The organism is Synechococcus sp. MIT S9451, assembly GCF_047304725.1.
Classification (GTDB): Bacteria; Cyanobacteriota; Cyanobacteriia; order PCC-6307; family Cyanobiaceae; genus Synechococcus_C.
Genome location: NZ_CP138971.1, coordinates 1324811 through 1341337 on the forward strand (window position 1 = coordinate 1324811; position 16527 = coordinate 1341337).

Sequence of the window (16527 nt, forward strand, 5' to 3'; positions counted from 1 at the left end):
GTAGTGAGTTGGTCAGATGAACATCACTATTCGGTTGACCAAGGTTGAGTTTGAGATACTGAAGGAACTTCAGAAGAAAGATAAGAGGTATAAGAAGGGATTAGAGGACAAGGTCAGAGGAGAAATGCTGAAAGACCACATATCCTTGAAGTAAAATGATCACCCGACTGAAGAAATACTATTTAGATATCTCTTCTCAATCATTTCTTCGCAAATTGCCAATTTAGTTGTAAAGCGAAGGGTAATCATCAAAAAAATCTAGCACATTTCACGGCACAAATCCCTTCAGTCCTTAAGGGATTTCTGGAAGGAGAACGTGCGTATCGTCTTTTCCGTAATTCGTCTGAACTCATCCCCAGGATGACTCTATTGATTTTGCTTTATGTTCGACCATAACCATTCTGCATATGTCTTGTATCCATCGCAATCTGAATGACAATCGCTTAAAGAATAACAGGCATTTTCAATGCCCTTTTCTAGAAAGGGGGTGTAACCATCAAGCACAATTAAATTATCTTTCATCGCGTAATCACTAAAAGAAACTAGCGATTTCCGAACAACAGATTCTTCTGTAAGTTGCTCAACATTAGGAAATGTCGCGAATGTGACATTACAATTATGTAGATCACAGGTAGATTGAATATCCTTAAGGATTTCTAGAGTGAGAGTCCTTTCAGGCGAATTATCAGCGCCCCATTTCGGAATGTAACCTGCTCGCCCAATGGTGGTGTCAAGATTTAACCTTAGTGTTGCCTGTGCAACGAGTTCTCTTAACAGAGCATAAGAGTAACTTCCAATAGTTTTAGATAATACGCCTGAAATGGGAAGCGAAAAGTTCATGACTTTGGCATATTCAGATTTAGTCAATCCCAAGATGCTTTTACATCTCTCTTCTAGAAAACTAAGTTGATCTTTGTCGACACTTAGAGATATACTTGTTAAGTTATCGCTAAAGTAGTTGCAGTTATCTTTTATTAGCACTATATCATTGGAGTAAATGGAAATTACAACGGTTTCGCCGTCGACCGTTGGACTCAAATTCCTTGAATTTGCCAGGTACTTCTTGAGTTGCTTGAGATAAAATCCAGTAGATGTTCCGCCTTTAGAGAGATTCACAACTTTTTTGCCACTGGTACTTTTTAGACATCCTGCGATATTTTTGTCGTTACCACATTTTGCGCCCTCCCCGAAACTATCGGATATTAAGATAATAGTATCTTTTCCTGATGAGTTTATATCGTAATCACTTTCATGTGCGACTCTAAGTTTTTCGCCAGTTGATAGGTCCCTGTATGAGTAACTGTATTGACCTTGGGGTTTATCGTTGAATCTCAGGAACTCATTAATGACCCGCGCACCGATCAATACTGAAAAAGCGACTATTGCTCCGTTCGAAACAATGTTTAGAAGTTTTGACTTTTTCATGTTTTAAAAAATAGAGTATATGAAAGGCGCAACTACTGATCCTTGGGTGAACACAATGAGCGCTCCCATAAGAACAATAGTGATAATTAATGGCGCCAACCAATACTTCTTCCGGACTTGCATGAAGTCCCAGATGTCTTTGACTAAATCAAGAAATGCTTCCATGGTTCAAAAGATGCGAGTGAGGTCTGTGAGGTGGTCTTTTCGATTTTCCCTGTAAGTCTTTTCTCCTTTTCGCCTTCTTCTTAATGGGTCATATCCAGTAAGGCGCATGACGTAAGCGATTGGTTGAAGAACAGCAATGAAGACCAGACCAAGGATGATGTGACTATTAACCCATCCAAGAGCGTGACCGAGTGCCATCCAACCTTTGTATGGGTAGTGAAGCAAGCGTGGTGCTGTGAGTCCAAAAATCAATCCTGGAATACCTACCCCTAGAGTCCACGCTCTGAACCCGTGTCCCGCGACAGCAGGAAGCAACCAACCGATCAGGATTGGGAACCCAAATCCGATAAGGAGTCCAAACTCACGCAGTTGTTTTTTAGAGATTGTTTCTTTCATGATCAATCGAGTTCAAACTCCTGCATCCAGGTTTCATCTTTTTCAACTTTGGGTTGTTCGCTCTTATAGAGGATTTGGTTTTGAAGAACTAATACGTCCATTTCTGTCCTCATGAAACACCTGTAAGCATCCTGCGGAGTACACACAATTGGTTCACCTCTCACATTGAATGATGTATTGACGATTGTTGGGCAACCAGTTTTTCGTTTAAACGCACTGATCAAGTTGTGATAGCGAGGATTTGTCGTACTGCTTACAGTCTGAACTCTTGCTGAGTAATCGACGTGAGTAATGGCAGGAAGTGATGACCTTGGAATATTGAGTTTCTCGATTCCAAAGAGTTTGTCTTCTTCCTTGCTCATCTGCTTACAGAGTTCCTTTTTAACTGGAGCAACCAGAAGCATGTAAGGACTCTTGGCATTCATCTCAAACTGATTGTTGACGTCTTCTTCGAGAACAGATGGCGCAAACGGACGAAAACTCTCCCTGTACTTGATTTTGAGGTTCATCACGCTCTGCATCTTCTGATTGCGTGGATCACCAAGGATTGATCTTCCACCTAGGGAACGTGGTCCAAACTCCATGGGACCATTGAACCAACCGATCACATGACCCTTCTCCAATTCCTCCGCTAGTGCTGCAAATAATTCGGGATCATTTTGAGTATGGAAGGGAGCATTAATTTGCTTTAGGTATTGAGTGATCTCTTCGTTGCTGAACTCAGGACCCAAGTAAGTCCCATTCATGGAGTCATTTTTGTTGACGGTTCTCTCTTGCTCGTGATGTTGATGCCATCCAACCAAGGCGGCACCTAGTGCTGAACCTGCATCACCACTGGCAGGTTGGATCCAGATGTCATCAAAGATCTTCTCTTTAAGAAGTTTCCCGTTGGCAACGCAGTTGAGCGCAACACCACCAGCGAGACAGAGATTTTTAATTCCTGTTTCTTCTCTTAGTGATTTTGCCAACTTCAGGACGATCTCTTCTGTCACAACCTGAATCGATGCCGCCAGGTCCATGTGGAACTGAGTGAGTTCTGTTTCTCCCTTTCGTGGTGGTCTACCAAAGAGTTTGTGGAATTTTCGCCCTGTCATGCGGAAACCACGGTGGTATTTGAAATAACTGATATCGAGACGGAACGTCCCATCGTCTTTGATATCAATCAAATTGTCTTTTATCTTGTCGACGTATATGGGTTCTCCATAAGGAGCAAGACCCATCAATTTGTATTCACCAGAATTGACTTTAAACCCGCAGTAGTAGGTAAATGCTGAGTAAAGAAGACCAAGGGAGTGAGGGAAACTAATCTCCCACAGAGAGTTGATTTGTTTTCCTTTTCCGATCCAGGCAGAGGTTGTTGCCCACTCTCCGACACCATCCATACAGAGGACAACAGATTCCTCAAATGGACTTGGGTAGAAAGCAGCAGCAGCGTGTGAAAGATGGTGCTCTGAAAACAGTAAGTTTGGGATATCTGATGCCTTGGCATTAGATGCTACTTGTACCTCTTTCAGATTCTTCTTGAGTTCAGTTTTTAGAAAAAGTTTCTCTTTTAACCAAACCTGCATTGCTGCAACAAAAGACCTCCCGCCTCTTGGGGCAGCACCTAAATATGTCTCTAAAAGTCGCTCAAAGGTTAGAAGAGGTTTCTCGTAATAAATTACCTCTTTGACATCTGCAAGACTGATTCCTTGAGATTTTAGACAATATGAAATTGCATTCTTGGGAAATCTTGAATCTTGTTTCTTTCTTGAGAATCTTTCTTCCTGTGCTGCAGCAACAATCTCCCCACTTTTGATGAGGGCAGCAGCACTATCATGGTAATAACAAGATATTCCGAGAATATATTGGTCCATCAGAAAAAGTTGTCGTGAATATGCTGGAGGTGCTGGAGGTGCTGGAGGTGCTGGAGGTGCTGGAGGTGCTGGAGGTGCTGGAGGTGCTGGAGGTGCTGGAGGTGCAATTGATCATACCTCGAATCTTTTACCTCCTACCGCAGACTCCTCCAAGAACACCTGGCATGCCTAGTTCATTTTATTTTTTGCATTAAATGCATATATCTCTTTGTGCATGCTGGTTCGTTTTGTAGGGGATAGGATGACTTTATTTAGTTCTTCGTTTCTCATTAAGTATCCATGGTTTTATTCCGAAACTGCATTTCTAATGTCTATGACGTCTCTGCCATCAGGACCAGGACCTAAAGGTCCGCCTCATGTCCTCAAAAGAAGAAAAGATTGCTGCCGTCCAACTGGTCGAGAATCAGGAGGGAAAACCGTCTGGGTCTCCCAAAAGGATTTTTTGAATCGCAATCTATAGGTGGACCAGTCTGAGGTTGGATTATTTCGATAATCAAAAATTTATCGCCGGTTTTAAGTGATGCCTGCCCTATGAGTCGTGAACAAATGAATCCCGCATCCAGTCGGACCCAGTCGCTCCTTTTAGTTCTCCCCGACCAGTCGCGAGTGCATCAGTCGCTCTCTTCGTGTCGTAGTGAAAGTTATGCTCCTGCGCGTACTGGATGCTCGTATCGCAGTTCTTGCACAGATGCTGATTAATAGTCCTGGTCTGTTCTCCTGACCATCGTCCACTTACCTTCTCCAATCGTCTGACGAGATTCTTTTGCTGTCCTTTCTGCATCGATGTACCTCAGGTATGTATTTCTGAGTTGGTCTGGACTGGTATGACCGTTGTCTGCAAAAGAGTTGATCTTTGGAGGGATTGCCAATGCAGGGTCTTCCTCAAGTGTCAAACGAAATGCAGTGTGCCGAATGGTTGTCCACTTCCTGCCTGATGCAGGGAACTCATCACCAAAGGTTCTCTCCATCACGTGCTTCAAGAGGTAGTTCAGGGTTTCCAGGACATGACTGTCTGCTGGATTGCCCGCAGGTCTTTCGATCTGAGGAAGAACGAGATATCCAGATGGTTTTCTCCTCTTGATTCGTTCCCAGAACCTGTATCCGTCATTTCTGTAGTGGGTCGTCTGATGAATTGGACGATCCTTTTTCGTTGTCTCCAAATTGCAGACGACAGTTCTGTTCCCCTGGTCCTTAAACCACTCGCTCTTAAGTCGGTACATGTCTTCTGCTCGCAGGTAGAAGAACCACTCCAAGAGAAGTGCGTCATACAGATCGACCCAGTTGCGTTGGTTCAGTCGGTTGCCCTTGCTCCACTCCAACTCCAAGTACTCATCTGGATCCAGAAGTTGTCTTGCCGTATCGAGAGATAAATCAACCACTGCTGCCAGGAGTTGATCCCAATGTTTCTGGGTCAGATGCTGAACCTGTTTGGTCTGCTTGCTGATCGCAGGGAATCTTGGGAATGCATGCCCAGGGAAGTCGTCCTCTGCCAATACCAGGAGTTTGTTGATCAGGGTCTTCTGCTGCCCTTTCATCCCGCTGCCATTCGACCCACCGCTTCCACGTGCTCGTCTCTCCAGAAGAGAGAAGTAATCCCTGAAGTCCTGACTCGTGATCAGGTCAATGCTCCTGGATGCCCATGGTTGGTGACGGATGCCGTATTCCTCTGCCTCCCACTTCAAGGTCTCCTCTCGCCTCCACCGTTTGAAGTTGCGTTTTATCTCCCGTGTTCGAGATTCAGACGCGAAATATCGCTCCCAGTAATCGCCAAGTGAGTTCTTGCTCTCCTCTTCCTGCAGATTCAGTTTTGCTTTGCTTTCGTCTTGCCAGTGCTGGAAAAGAGAGACAGATCTCTTTGCTGCCTCATAGGGATCTTCTGTTCCTGTACTCCTTTGGATGGTCAGACGCTTACCTAAACCACCCCTTGATCGTCCTTGATGGGGTCTGGGGTCGTCGCTGGGATCAGGTAACCATTCCGCATACAGAACCCGTGTATGGGTCTGTCGCTTGATCCTCAGGTTCTGCGGGTAGGAACCACGCACACCAAAGTCTCTCGACACGTTCAGGGTCGTCCAGGTCTCAGGGAGTGCTGCTTTGCCCAACTTGCTTACCTACCTGGGATGTTTCTCCCCAGTGCTGACGACTGCCCCACTTTGCCCGCTCTGGTAGGTAAGGGGTAGGTAAGTTGTTGCTTTTAGTTGCTAAAACCCCAGTATTGACGGTAATTTATCTCGAAAAAACCCAGTTCGGATCTGGGTGCCGCCTTTGAAACAATCCCTGAGAGTGCTGATTGATGCTGCATCCTCAGGGATTGTTTCTTGGACAACACTGGAAGGTGAGTGGAAGGTGAATCAGTAATGCAGATACGCCTCAAAGAAGTCTCCCAGATTCAGCTTCCGAGTGACTTAGAGGCACATCTACAGGTCGGGGGTGGCATCTCGCCTCAGCTTCTGAAGTTCTTGGCGGAACGGCTCCCAGAATCCGTCGATGAACTTGATCCCTTCGATTGCCTCAGCGGGGCATAACTTCGCCCACTGCATAAACGGGTTGCCAGCGACTGTTTGGAACTTCGGTTCTCCTGCTGCATCCCCGTCGCGCCAGTAAACATCCTGCATCCAGGCATCTGTCCGATCAGGGCGCGAACTGCTGGCGAACTGTTCTCCCTTGCAGTCAGCGAACAACCAGACATCAGCAACAGGAGGACCTGCTCTGCCTGACGCTGGTTCATCAACGCACTTCTTGGTCTCCCAATTGCAGTTCTGAATCCAAGTCCTGCGCCGAACCTTGAGGCGGATCCAACCATCAGGCATCCGCTCTGGCCGTGACAACTGCTCGGTTTCGACACGGCACCCAGTTCCACAACCAAAGACAGGAAGGACATGCTCTTGAGGCACAGTCAGATCCTGAGGGCTAGTCAGCAGCAGGAAGAGCAAGGGATTCATCTGCCCAACCCCTTGAGTTCTTCCAAGAGAACTCGGTTGAGTCTGTCGTCGCATCCAACAACCATCTGGGGGTAGATGGTTCCCTGTCTGTATGGGGCGTAGGCAGCAGCGCAGACCTCCTGTGTTGCTGCTTTCCACTTCTCCAGGGTCACTGGGTTGAGTTGCTTTTTGAGTGCCTGGTTGGACTCCTCCCACTTTTGAGCGGCACAGAACCTGATTTCATAGGTCGTAAGACCAGGGCACTGGATCTCTGGTTCCTCTGCCTTCACAGGCACCACAGGCAGAAGCAGCAGGAGCACCAGTGCTTTCACTTTTCCTCTTCTAATACAACTTTCTCCACCACAGCATCCTTCACTCGGTCTCAAACGGTCTTGCCGTCTTGCTCGGGAGCAATCGCATTGGCAGTTGCCTTGGAGTCGGGCAGGGCTGCTGGTCGACCTTGGTGCAGATCGGAGAGGCCCTTGAAGTGGTGTGGGGTGTGGTGGATGCGATTCAGGGTTTGAGACTCGCCTCCGCCATCAGTTCGCTGCCATTGCTCGCGCTGGCTTTGCAGCTGATGCGTTGTTGATCAATGGTGCAGCTGCCACGGGCAGACCATGCTTTTGGCAGTCCTTCGGCAAGCCCCAGCTGATTCATTAGGGCCTCGGCGGCGCCCATCACTGCTCCCGTCCAGCTTCTCCCGTTCAATCTGCAGTGGCCTTGCTCGCAGTCCATTGGAATGCTTTGAGCAGCATCCACCGTCACAAAGGTGAGGGAGTGCGTTGCTCCATTGCTGTTGGCCTCGCCGAGAAAACGCAGACGCATCACGGTGTCGGTTTTGCGGTCCAGTTGCAGCTGGTTGCAGCGATGGTTTGTCCCTGAGGTGTCGACGTAACTGCATTGCGACGTGTTGCTTTGCAGGCGTCCAATCGCAGGGAGAGCCTTGCTTGAGGTGGGTGTACACAGGAGCACCAGTGCCACAGCACCCCCTACAAACGAACCCAGAGTTTCAGCATCGTGGAGGGTTTCGGTCATGCGACTGGCGCCGTCTTGATTTAGTAGTCGCTGTCGGCCACACACATCCCCAGACAGCGCAGGCCGTTCTCGGCTGTTCTTTTGCAGTGGGAACAGAGCACCGGTGAGGCGGGCACTGCAGAGGGTGAGGACGCCTCAGTATCGGCGGACGTGCCATCTGGTGCTGAGGAGGGTTTGAGTTTTACGTGTTCGCTCGCTGCCATGACTGCCTTGGTGCAGGGCTTCCGTTGAAGGATCTGGTCAGGCGATCATGGCGTCCAGTGGGGCAATCGTGTGGCAGGGATCGGTTTTGGCACCTGGTCGTGGGGGAATCAATTGCTTTGGGGCTACGACCCGGATCGTGATGACCCTGAACTGTCGGCCACGCTTCAGGAAGCCGTCGCCGGTGGGTTGGCCTTGGTGGATACGGCTGATTCCTATGGCACCGGGCGTTTTAACGGTCGCAGCGAAGCTCTCCTGGGTCGGATCCTTGAGGATTGCAGCGGTGAACTCCGTTCCAGGTTGACGGTGGCGACCAAGTTGGCTCCGTTCCCCTGGCGCCTGGGACGGCGCGGTTTTGACCGTGCCTTTGCTGCCAGTCAGGCACGCCTCCACGGTCATCTTCAGAGGGTGCAATTGCACTGGAGTACAGCTCGTTATGCCCCCTGGCAGGAAGGGGCTTTGCTTGATGGCCTCGCAGATCTTGTCGATCAGGGCCGGGTTTCAGAGCTAGGGGTGTCGAATTTGGGGCCTCGCCGTTTGAGGGCGTTGCAGGCCCGGCTGGCGGCCCGTGGCATCCCTTTGCGCAGTGTTCAGGTTCAGATGTCCTTGTTGGCCCCTGATGCAATCGAGGCAGGAGGCCTGAAGCAGACCTGTTCTGATCTGGGGATTGAACTTTTGGCTTACAGCCCCTTGGCCCTTGGGGTGTTGACGGTCAGTCCTGGGGATCTGCCGCCAGAGTGCACCCGCTTGCGCGCTGGTTTGTTCCGCAGGCTGTTGCCAGGGAGTGAGGCCTTGCGGGCTGGTATGGCCGAGGTCGCCGCTGCCCATCGGGGATCGCTGGCTCAGGTGGCACTCAATTGGTGCCGAGCCCATGGCGCGATGCCATTACCCGGTCTCCGCCGTGTGCATCAGGCCCAAGATGCAGTGGCGGCATTGGCTTGGTCGCTCAGTGATGAGGAGCGGGATCAACTGGATGCTTTGGCGCTTGCTTGCTCAGCGCGGATGCCGGCCAATCCATTCATGAGTGCCTAGCCAGATCTGACACGGCTCCAGTGGGTGGCCAACAGCTTCAACCGCTTGCGGCTTCGCCAGGCTCCGGGTCTGGACTGACCACCACAGGCAGGCTGGAAGCAGGGTTGGTGAGGGACACCACCTTCACGGGTGTTGGTTTCTGGTTGGCTGGCGTGCTCTCGGGTTCCTCACGATGCTGTTCGCAGGCGTTGAGGGCTTCCTGCAGGAGAGAGTCAAAGGTGGCGCCTGGTAGGCGATGGCGCGCGATCTCAAGAAAGGTTCGCGGTAGAGACTCATTGGCTGCGCTTCTTACCGCCGGGTTGTTGCGGCGATGCTCTTGCTCATCGCGAATTGCACGTAGGAAGCGATGGGTGACATCTCTTTTGGTGCAAGCCTTGATCAGGGTGTCGCGCTCTGCCTGGGCAATGCTGTGGTTGCTTTCTAGTTCGCTGATGCGTCGTTCCAGGCTGGCCAGAACCTCTTCGGCTTCTTTGCTGATGTGGGTGAGCTGACCATCGGAGAGGTAGGGCATATCGGCCACATACACCTTGCCGTGGTCCTTGAGAGCCAGGAAGGTGGGCCGTGGACCCTGGCGGTTGAGATGGCCGCGATCGTGATGGGATACGGCAGGACGACGTGGAGGAACGGGGCCTGCAGACGAACGCCTTCTGGTGGTCCGTTGGGGTTTATCGAAAGGCATCAAACCTAAGGGGATGTAACGGCGCGGATGTTGCGCGGATGACGCAACAAAGCTTCCGGGAAATGTTAAAGCGGTTATTGGTCGCGGGTGATGACCTGAAACGCCGATTTACGTGCGGTTGTCAGCTTTGATTCAGCTCGGGAGACCGTTGATCCCATCGCGATGGGCGCTGCTGATCTGCTCAACCTCCCCGATCGGCCAGGCGGGAAGGTTGAGTGCCTGACAGAGGGAGAGGGCCTCGGCCACTGCTGTCTCGGGGAGGACCAGGCAGAAACCGATTCCCATGTTGAACGTGTGCCAGAGGTCGCGTTCCGGAATCTCACCGTTCTGCTGCAGCCAGTGGAAGAGCTCGGGACGTGACCAACTGTCTCGGTTGATGCTGGCACTCAGGCCTTCAGGCAGGCACCGCGGCAGATTCTCGGGAAGGCCTCCACCGGTGATATGGGCCATCCCATGCAGGGGAAGTTTCGCTGTCTGCAGGCTCTGCACCAGGTCGCCGTACAGCGTGGTTGGAGCCAGTAACGCCTCGATCAAGGGCTGCTGTCCGGGGCCGAAGCGGGTGCCGCCATCGGCATTGGCCATGGCAAGAACCTTGCGCACAAGGCTGAATCCATTGCTGTGGACTCCGTTGCTAGCCACACCCACGATTGAATCACCGGCTTCGATCGCACGTCCGTCAATCAGTTCGTCTTCTTCCACGACCGCCACACAGAACCCGGCAAGGTCGTAGCGGCCTGCTGGATAGAACCCTGGCATTTCCGCCGTTTCCCCTCCCAAGAGAGAGCAGCCACTGCGTCTGCAGCCATCGGCGATTCCTTCCACGACCTCGGCCATGGCCTCGGGGCTGAGCGCGCCCGTTGCCATGTAGTCAAGGAAGAACAAAGGGGACGCCCCTGAGGTGATCACATCGTTCACACACATCGCCACCAGGTCGATGCCAACGTTGTGATGACGGCCATAATCCTGCGCCAGCTCAAGCTTGGTGCCCACTCCATCCGTCCCGGACACAAGAAGCGGCTTGCGTAACCCTGCCGGGAGGCGCATCAGTCCCCCAAATCCCCCCAGGCCTCCCAGCACTTCTGGCCGGAAGGTGGATTCCACGCTCGAGCGGATCCTGCTAACGAAGGCTCGTCCCGCCTCGACGTCCACGCCCGCGGTCTTGTAATCCATCCTCGTGCGGGGGCGGCCCCCGAATCGCGCTTTCTTCGATCCTCTCTCCCCGTGGTCCCAGGCCCGGTTGCGTGGCCGTCCACACGGCTGATTAGGTGGCGTTGTCTCGCCGATAAGGCTGGCTAATCAGGCTTTGATGGGCCTTGCTCTTCTGTCGCATTGCAGTGCAACTGGTTGAGCGCTTTGGCCTGGTTGCGTCCCATCGGTTGGAAGGCCTTTGTGCTGCTGCGCGCATCCTGCAGGCCTCCTTACCGTTCGATCGATATTTATTTGATCAGGTTGCTCGGATTTGATTCCCATTGGGAATCTGCAGGCTCAACGCAGCTCCCGTCAGGCGATGAAGCGTTCCAGCCATCCAGGCATCCGTCACGCATGCGCTCACCTTTCGCTCTTCTGCTGTTCACCGGCCTGGTTTCGAGCGGAGTCGCTCTCCTGCCAGTTCTGTCTCGTGAACTGGCCCCAGGCTCGGTGCGTGAATCGCTTGAAGCAGTGCTGAGTCAACCCATTCAGCCTGTCCGTTCATCCTTTGTTGACAGCGAAGACAGCGGAAGCAGCATCAACCAAACGGTCGTTCCTGCTTCTGCAGACGACACGGTGTCGAAAGGAAGTGTTCCTCCAACTTCACTGATTGCCCCTCCTCCCGTTCCCCAGCCTGCTGTGGTCTCGGTGAGTACAGGTGAGGCCAGCTGGTATGGCCCTGGCTTCTACGGAAATCGCACGGCCAATGGTGAGGTCTACCGGCCCGGCACAATGACCGCTGCCCATCGCACGCTTCCCTTCGGCACCAAGGTGCGGGTGACCAATCTCTGGAACGGGCGTATCGCCGTGATCAGAATCAACGATCGTGGACCATTTGTGGGCCATCGTGTGATCGATCTTGGCCACGGTGCCGCCAGTCGTCTTGGTCTGACGGCCTCTGGTATCGCACAGGTGAAGCTCGAGGTACTGCGCTGACCTTTCAGGTTCTTCGATCAGTGTCTGCATTGCGCCATTGGCGCGCTCAGCAGACCCATCCCGTCCATTTCGTACCCACCATGGGTGGGCTCCACCAAGGTCATGCGCGGCTCATGACCGCTGCTCGTGGATTCAGCCCCGCAGCTTGCTCTGTTTTGGCAAGCGTCTATGTGAATCCTCTTCAGTTCGGGCCAAGTGAGGATTTCGAGCGTTATCCCCGAGACCTAGAGGCTGATTGCCGTAGGGCAGCACTGGCCGGTGCGGATGCCCTTTGGTGCCCCAGCGATGTCGAGATGTATCCCGATGGTGCTGATCAGGTGTTCCGCATCCAAGTACCCAGAGGATTGCAGCAGCATCTCTGTGGTGCAGGGCGTCCTGGGCATTTTGATGGTGTGGCAACGGTGGTCAGCCGTTTGTTGGCGCTCGTGCGTCCCGCCGTGCTGGTGCTCGGTGAGAAGGACTGGCAGCAGCTCACCATTCTCCGTCATCTGGTCATGGATCTGGACTGGCCTGTGCGGATCTGTGCAGTCCCAACGGTTCGCGAGCCAGATGGTGTAGCGAGCAGTTCCCGGAACCTCTATCTCACCGCCCCTGAACGCCAACAAGCGGCGGCGTTTTCGGCAGCGCTTCGTGCTGTGGATTTGCAGACACCTGTGGCCTCGGCTCGTGTCGCCATTGCAGCTGCTGGATTGGAGCTGGAGTATGTAGAGAGGGTCGATCCCTTCAGCCTCCAGCCTTGTGGCCCCGAGAAAGCGATCTCGCTGCTGGCCGCGGCGGTTCGCTGCCGGACGACCCGTTTAATTGATCATGTTTTTCTGATGAGTCGTCAGCCCCTCGTTGCGATCGATGGCCCGGCCGGCGCCGGCAAGAGCACCGTGACTCGAGCCTTTGCTGAACAGCTTGGACTCATCTACCTGGATACCGGAGCGATGTACCGCTCGGTGACCTGGTTGGTGCAACAGAACGGTGTGGACCCCAAGGATGGGGCGTCCATTGCGCCGCTGCTGAACGACCTCGACCTGCAGCTGCGGTCACTGCCCGCTGGCGGTCAGCAGGTGTTGGTCAATGGGCAGGACGTGAGTGAAGCGATCCGCTCGCCTGAAGTGACTGCGTCGGTTTCGGCTGTGGCGGCGCACCGCTGCGTCAGGCAAGCACTGACTGCTCAACAGAAAGCGATGGGTGCCAAGGGTGGCTTGGTAGCAGAAGGTCGCGACATCGGCACCGCTGTTTTCCCGGATGCTGATCTGAAGGTGTTCCTCACGGCCACCGTGGGCGAACGGGCCCGGCGTCGCGCCCTTGACCTGGAGCAGCGGGGTTTCCCAGTCCCTGAGCGCTCTGAGCTCGAGGCACAGATTGCCGAACGGGATCATCTCGACAGCACGCGCGAGGAAGCTCCCTTGGTGCAGGCGGACGATGCTGTGGAGCTCGTGACCGATGGCATGAGCATTGAGGCTGTGATCGATGCCCTGGTGGGGCAGTTCCGGTCTCGGGTGGCGGAGGAAGCCTGGCCTACGCCAGCGGTGGACTGAGTTCGTCCAACAGGTTGGAACAGGCGTCTTCAAGCAGGTCGAGCACGTGTTCAAACCCCTGCTCGCCTCCGTAATAGGGATCAGGGACCTCCGTTTCAGAGAACCGGCGGCTGTAGCTGAGCATCGGTTTGATGCTGGCCGTTGCCCTGGGCCCAGCTTCGCGAGCCAGTCCTTGAACGGCGGTGAGATTGTCGTCGTCCATGGTCAGCACCAGATCGAAACTCGAGAAATCGTCGAGGCTGATCTGTCGTGCGCGGCTGGGCAGCTGAATGCCGCGGCGGTTGGCTGCAGCCTGCATGCGTCGGTCCGCTGGATTGCCCACATGCCATCCGCCCGTTCCGGCGGAATCGACAACGAACTGATCGCTGAGACCATGCTCCTCAAGCAGATGCAGGAAGACACCTTCGGCAGCGGGGGAGCGGCAGATATTGCCGAGGCAGACGAAGAGCAGTTTCATCTCTGACTTGGGCGGGGCATGGGCTTGTTCATGGACTCACAGATTAATTGCAGTGATCTACACCCTCTGCCAGGGCCATCGAAATTCTTGATGCGACGACAGGATCGGGTTCGCTGTCTTTTGCGCTAATTAGAAGGTTCTTTGCTTTTATGCTGCTCATTTTTTCAAGCGCAAGGCATGCGCTGTAGCGGAGGCCCCAGTCATCAGGCTGATTCAGGGTCCAGTTGAGTTTTTCAATGATTAATGAGAGGGATTCCTCAGCCTCTCTTTGTATAGATCCAATTTCCCCAAGCGCGTTGGCTGCGACGCGGCGTATGTTGCCCTGGCAGTGGTTTCCTATCTCTACTCCAATGGCATCAACGAAAGCTGGTAAGTAAGAAGGATTCTTGAGTTCTGACATCGCCTTAATGATTCCCATTTTTATATCTTGATCTGATTCGGAGAAATATAGCTCTGAGAGCCCTTTGTGGTTATTTTCGAAAATTCTGACCAGTAATTTTATCCCCTCTATGCGACTTGAAAGGGATGGCTCCCGAAGCATTGAAAAAGCCTCCGGAGTTGAATTCTGAGTCGTTTTTGGCCAGTCTTCTTGGCGACCTTGAGGCCTGGTTTCTTGGCTGCTCGTTGGCAGGTTTCCGGAAAAGTTTTCTTTAATAAGGGCATCTAACCTTGCAAATAAGTTGCTGCGAAGAGCGCTTTCCTTAGGCGATTCTTCGCTTGTGTGATCTGATTGTTGATTGCTAAGTTCGCAGAGAATGGCCTTAATGGCGAACATTTTAATGTTGTTGGGGATGTTCGCCTCAAGGATTGCGTCTGCACTGCTGATTGTTGCGATTCGTGCAAGGTCGAATGCTGCTGCTTGTCTTATGAATCGATTGTTGTGGTCAAGCAGTGTGATCACGTTCTCTAAGTATGATGCTTCTCCTGTGCAGATGAAAAAGAATGATGCGGCTGAGCTGGCAATTCTTTCTGAGTCTGAATCGAGGAAGGGCTCGATTTTATCGCGAACATGGCAGGCTTTGAAGGTTGTCAATGTTTCGATGAGAGCCTCGATGGGCTTGTTGATGTCTTGTCTGTCTAGGTAGGTGATCAGAGGACCGATACAGTCATTGTTATTGATTGCGATTAGTGCTCTAAGTGTTGCCTCGTGTAGCTGTACGTCCTTCGTCTGCAGAGTCTGTAGCAACGCTGGAATGCAGCTAGAGTCTCCGATCATTCCTAGTGAACGCGCGGCCTGGCGTCTTAGGGGATATCCTCCCGCTGCTGTTCTATCGCGTTCGTCGTTTAAGCATTGAACCAGTTTTGGAACGGCGGATTTGATTCTGTGTTTACCCAGCCACCAAGCGCTGTGATACCTAATGCCTGAGTCTTCATGATTAAGGGCATCGATGGCCGTTTTTGCCGAATTGATCAGAGTCAAGTCGCTTCCCTTCTCTCGGTGACAATGGGTGCTGCAGTCTAGGAAATTGACTTGGTTGTTATTTTGCTTGCTTGGTGTAATTCTTGATTGATATCCCTTCAGCTGGCATCTGCCCAGTCTGCATCCCAGGATTCTGATCGCTTAAAGCAAAATTCTCCTGCAATAGAGCCCCAGCATCGTTGATTAGTTGTAGGGTCATATCCTCGATCCAGGGTTGAGAGTGTATTCCCCTTAAGGTGGAAATGGCTTTTGAGCACTGTGTCCTTGTCGTCTCGGCGCACGATGCAGAGACATCCGGGTTCAATTTCTCCGTGGTAGCCATCTTCCCTCTCAATAACTTGATAGTGGCATTGCTCTAAAACTGTCAGGTCGTCAGTGCTGATTTCTTGGCGTCTGCGACGATCAAGTGTCGCGTTGGCGAACCTTGCAGGCTCACGAAAGCTATGGTTCCAGAGTTTGATCGCTCCTGTTTCAAGCTCTTCAGCCCGGATCATTCGCAATCTATATGGATTCTTGGGGTCAACTGCATACGTCTGCTCTAGAAGAAGTGACCCTGGTTGAAGATGTTCTATTGGCCTATAACGAAGAAGAATATGTGCAAAAAATGGTGGATTCTCAAAGGCTTGCTGTTGGTTGCTGTACTCTCCGCAAAGCAGGCTGAGAAATCGTTGAAGAGAAGGTGTCATCCAAAGCCATGCAGAATGAAAAAAGCCTCCCTAAGTAGGGAGGCTTTGTAAGCTACTTGCTTAGATCTGCTTAATCAGATCAGGGCATTGATTGCGTAGTCGATGTAGCTGTTGGCTTCGGTGGCAGCACTGCCGGAAAGGCCGTGGTTGGCTTTGATGTGCTTCAGAGCTTCAACATACCAAGTAGGAGAAAGCTCAAAGGTGCGGTTGATCTCAGCCAGTCCGGCGATCAGATAATCATCCATGGGGCCAGTACCACCAGCGACCAGGCAGTAGGTGATCATGCGCAGGTAGTAGCCGACGTCACGGGAGCACTTGGCTTTACCTTCAGAGGTCGAGGCGTAGTTGGCGCCTTCCATCTGGGTGGTGAAGGGAAACTTGGTGTAGACAGCCTGAGCTGCACTGTTCACCAGAGCATCAGCCTGGGTGGTGAGGGCTTTGGCTGCCTCAAGGCTTGCCGTGGCGCGGTTGAAACGACCGGATGCCGCCTGAACTTCAGTGTTGCTGAGGAACCGACCTTGGGAGTCTGCTGCTGCAACAGCTTCGGTGAGGGGAGTTTTCATTGCTATAGAGAGGAATTAATAACGTTGAGTGCGACGCC

The 16527-nt window shown here is 52.4% G+C and carries 19 protein-coding genes; 4 read left to right on the forward strand and 15 right to left on the reverse strand.

Annotation, left to right across the window (positions count from 1 at the left end):
- Positions 1-366: 366 nt before the first annotated feature.
- Genes SIB72_RS06685 through SIB72_RS06700 form a run of 4 tightly spaced genes read right to left on the reverse strand, consistent with a single transcriptional unit; the run spans position 367 to position 3842 of the window.
- On the reverse strand, positions 367-1425 hold the full coding sequence (locus tag SIB72_RS06685; RefSeq protein ID WP_413743410.1) for a hypothetical protein: 1059 nt from the start codon (positions 1423-1425) through the stop codon (positions 367-369).
- Between the two features lie 3 nt (positions 1426-1428).
- Positions 1429-1590 carry a DUF5989 family protein gene (locus SIB72_RS06690; RefSeq protein ID WP_413743411.1) on the reverse strand — a complete coding sequence of 54 codons (162 nt, stop codon included), beginning with the start codon at positions 1588-1590 and terminating at the stop codon, positions 1429-1431.
- 3 nt (positions 1591-1593) lie between these two features.
- Positions 1594-1986, reverse strand: a complete 393-nt coding sequence (locus SIB72_RS06695; protein ID WP_413743412.1) for an SxtJ family membrane protein — start codon at positions 1984-1986, stop codon at positions 1594-1596.
- Between the two features lie 2 nt (positions 1987-1988).
- Positions 1989-3842 carry a carbamoyltransferase gene (locus SIB72_RS06700; protein WP_413743413.1) on the reverse strand — a complete coding sequence of 618 codons (1854 nt, stop codon included), beginning with the start codon at positions 3840-3842 and terminating at the stop codon, positions 1989-1991.
- Between the two features lie 14 nt (positions 3843-3856).
- On the opposite strand from SIB72_RS06700, the gene SIB72_RS06705 reads away from it, so the two are divergent.
- Complete coding sequence (locus SIB72_RS06705; RefSeq protein WP_413743414.1) at positions 3857-4036, forward strand: hypothetical protein; 180 nt, start codon at positions 3857-3859, stop codon at positions 4034-4036.
- Positions 4037-4537: 501 nt separating this feature from the next.
- On the opposite strand, the gene SIB72_RS06710 is transcribed toward SIB72_RS06705, so the two are convergent.
- The 5 genes from SIB72_RS06710 to SIB72_RS06730 all read right to left on the reverse strand — a co-directional run bounded on the left by SIB72_RS06710 (position 4538) and on the right by SIB72_RS06730 (position 8001).
- On the reverse strand, positions 4538-5944 hold the full coding sequence (locus SIB72_RS06710; protein ID WP_413743415.1) for a hypothetical protein: 1407 nt from the start codon (positions 5942-5944) through the stop codon (positions 4538-4540).
- A gap of 315 nt (positions 5945-6259) precedes the next feature.
- Entirely contained in the window at positions 6260-6652 is a 393-nt protein-coding gene (locus SIB72_RS06715) for a mannose-6-phosphate (RefSeq protein ID WP_413743416.1), read from the reverse strand.
- A 128-nt stretch (positions 6653-6780) separates the two neighbouring features.
- Entirely contained in the window at positions 6781-7083 is a 303-nt protein-coding gene (locus SIB72_RS06720) for a DUF1311 domain-containing protein (protein WP_413743417.1), read from the reverse strand.
- Between the two features lie 193 nt (positions 7084-7276).
- Entirely contained in the window at positions 7277-7798 is a 522-nt protein-coding gene (locus tag SIB72_RS06725; protein WP_413743418.1) for a hypothetical protein, read from the reverse strand.
- 20 nt (positions 7799-7818) lie between these two features.
- Positions 7819-8001 (reverse strand): hypothetical protein, encoded by a 183-nt coding sequence (locus tag SIB72_RS06730; RefSeq protein WP_413743419.1) that lies wholly within the window; start codon positions 7999-8001, stop codon positions 7819-7821.
- Positions 8002-8071: 70 nt separating this feature from the next.
- On the opposite strand from SIB72_RS06730, the gene SIB72_RS06735 reads away from it, so the two are divergent.
- On the forward strand, positions 8072-9031 hold the full coding sequence (locus tag SIB72_RS06735; RefSeq protein WP_413743420.1) for an aldo/keto reductase: 960 nt from the start codon (positions 8072-8074) through the stop codon (positions 9029-9031).
- A gap of 37 nt (positions 9032-9068) precedes the next feature.
- Here the strand turns inward: SIB72_RS06735 and SIB72_RS06740 are convergent, their stop codons facing one another.
- Entirely contained in the window at positions 9069-9710 is a 642-nt protein-coding gene (locus tag SIB72_RS06740; protein WP_413743421.1) for a histidine phosphotransferase, read from the reverse strand.
- Positions 9711-9842: 132 nt separating this feature from the next.
- Positions 9843-10880: a phosphoribosylformylglycinamidine cyclo-ligase gene (gene purM / locus SIB72_RS06745; RefSeq protein WP_413743422.1), complete on the reverse strand. Its 1038-nt coding sequence runs from the start codon at positions 10878-10880 to the stop codon at positions 9843-9845.
- Between the two features lie 372 nt (positions 10881-11252).
- Between purM and SIB72_RS06750 the strand changes: the two genes are divergently transcribed.
- Positions 11253-11834: a septal ring lytic transglycosylase RlpA family protein gene (locus tag SIB72_RS06750; RefSeq protein WP_413743423.1), complete on the forward strand. Its 582-nt coding sequence runs from the start codon at positions 11253-11255 to the stop codon at positions 11832-11834.
- A complete protein-coding gene (locus tag SIB72_RS06755) occupies positions 11831-13363 on the forward strand; it encodes a bifunctional pantoate--beta-alanine ligase/(d)CMP kinase (protein WP_413745064.1) in 1533 nt (510 codons plus the stop codon). The genes SIB72_RS06750 and SIB72_RS06755 overlap by 4 nt, the downstream gene beginning before the upstream one ends.
- Here SIB72_RS06755 and SIB72_RS06760 read toward each other — a convergent pair.
- The 4 genes from SIB72_RS06760 to cpcA form a co-directional block, all read right to left on the reverse strand.
- Positions 13344-13820 carry a low molecular weight protein-tyrosine-phosphatase gene (locus tag SIB72_RS06760; protein ID WP_413743424.1) on the reverse strand — a complete coding sequence of 159 codons (477 nt, stop codon included), beginning with the start codon at positions 13818-13820 and terminating at the stop codon, positions 13344-13346. The two genes, SIB72_RS06755 and SIB72_RS06760, sit on opposite strands and share 20 nt — an antisense overlap.
- A gap of 43 nt (positions 13821-13863) precedes the next feature.
- Entirely contained in the window at positions 13864-15240 is a 1377-nt protein-coding gene (locus tag SIB72_RS06765; protein WP_115016470.1) for a HEAT repeat domain-containing protein, read from the reverse strand.
- Between the two features lie 98 nt (positions 15241-15338).
- Positions 15339-15926, reverse strand: coding sequence for a chromophore lyase CpcT/CpeT (locus SIB72_RS06770; protein ID WP_115016469.1), 588 nt, complete (start codon positions 15924-15926; stop codon positions 15339-15341).
- 74 nt (positions 15927-16000) lie between these two features.
- Entirely contained in the window at positions 16001-16489 is a 489-nt protein-coding gene (gene cpcA, locus SIB72_RS06775) for a phycocyanin subunit alpha (RefSeq protein WP_115016467.1), read from the reverse strand.
- Positions 16490-16527: the final 38 nt, after the last annotated feature.

Coding starts and splice junctions, on each gene's coding strand:
- cpcA (WP_115016467.1), bottom strand. CDS start 16,489: ATGAAAACTCCCCTCACCGAAGCTGTTGCAGCAGCAGACTCCCAAGGT.
- SIB72_RS06740 (WP_413743421.1), bottom strand. CDS start 9,710: ATGCCTTTCGATAAACCCCAACGGACCACCAGAAGGCGTTCGTCTGCA.
- SIB72_RS06700 (WP_413743413.1), bottom strand. CDS start 3,842: ATGGACCAATATATTCTCGGAATATCTTGTTATTACCATGATAGTGCT.
- purM (WP_413743422.1), bottom strand. CDS start 10,880: ATGGATTACAAGACCGCGGGCGTGGACGTCGAGGCGGGACGAGCCTTC.
- SIB72_RS06750 (WP_413743423.1), top strand. CDS start 11,253: ATGCGCTCACCTTTCGCTCTTCTGCTGTTCACCGGCCTGGTTTCGAGC.
- SIB72_RS06725 (WP_413743418.1), bottom strand. CDS start 7,798: ATGACCGAAACCCTCCACGATGCTGAAACTCTGGGTTCGTTTGTAGGG.
- SIB72_RS06690 (WP_413743411.1), bottom strand. CDS start 1,590: ATGGAAGCATTTCTTGATTTAGTCAAAGACATCTGGGACTTCATGCAA.
- SIB72_RS06770 (WP_115016469.1), bottom strand. CDS start 15,926: ATGACACCTTCTCTTCAACGATTTCTCAGCCTGCTTTGCGGAGAGTAC.
- SIB72_RS06685 (WP_413743410.1), bottom strand. CDS start 1,425: ATGAAAAAGTCAAAACTTCTAAACATTGTTTCGAACGGAGCAATAGTC.
- SIB72_RS06730 (WP_413743419.1), bottom strand. CDS start 8,001: ATGGCAGCGAGCGAACACGTAAAACTCAAACCCTCCTCAGCACCAGAT.
- SIB72_RS06760 (WP_413743424.1), bottom strand. CDS start 13,820: ATGAAACTGCTCTTCGTCTGCCTCGGCAATATCTGCCGCTCCCCCGCT.
- SIB72_RS06715 (WP_413743416.1), bottom strand. CDS start 6,652: ATGCCTGATGGTTGGATCCGCCTCAAGGTTCGGCGCAGGACTTGGATT.
- SIB72_RS06695 (WP_413743412.1), bottom strand. CDS start 1,986: ATGAAAGAAACAATCTCTAAAAAACAACTGCGTGAGTTTGGACTCCTT.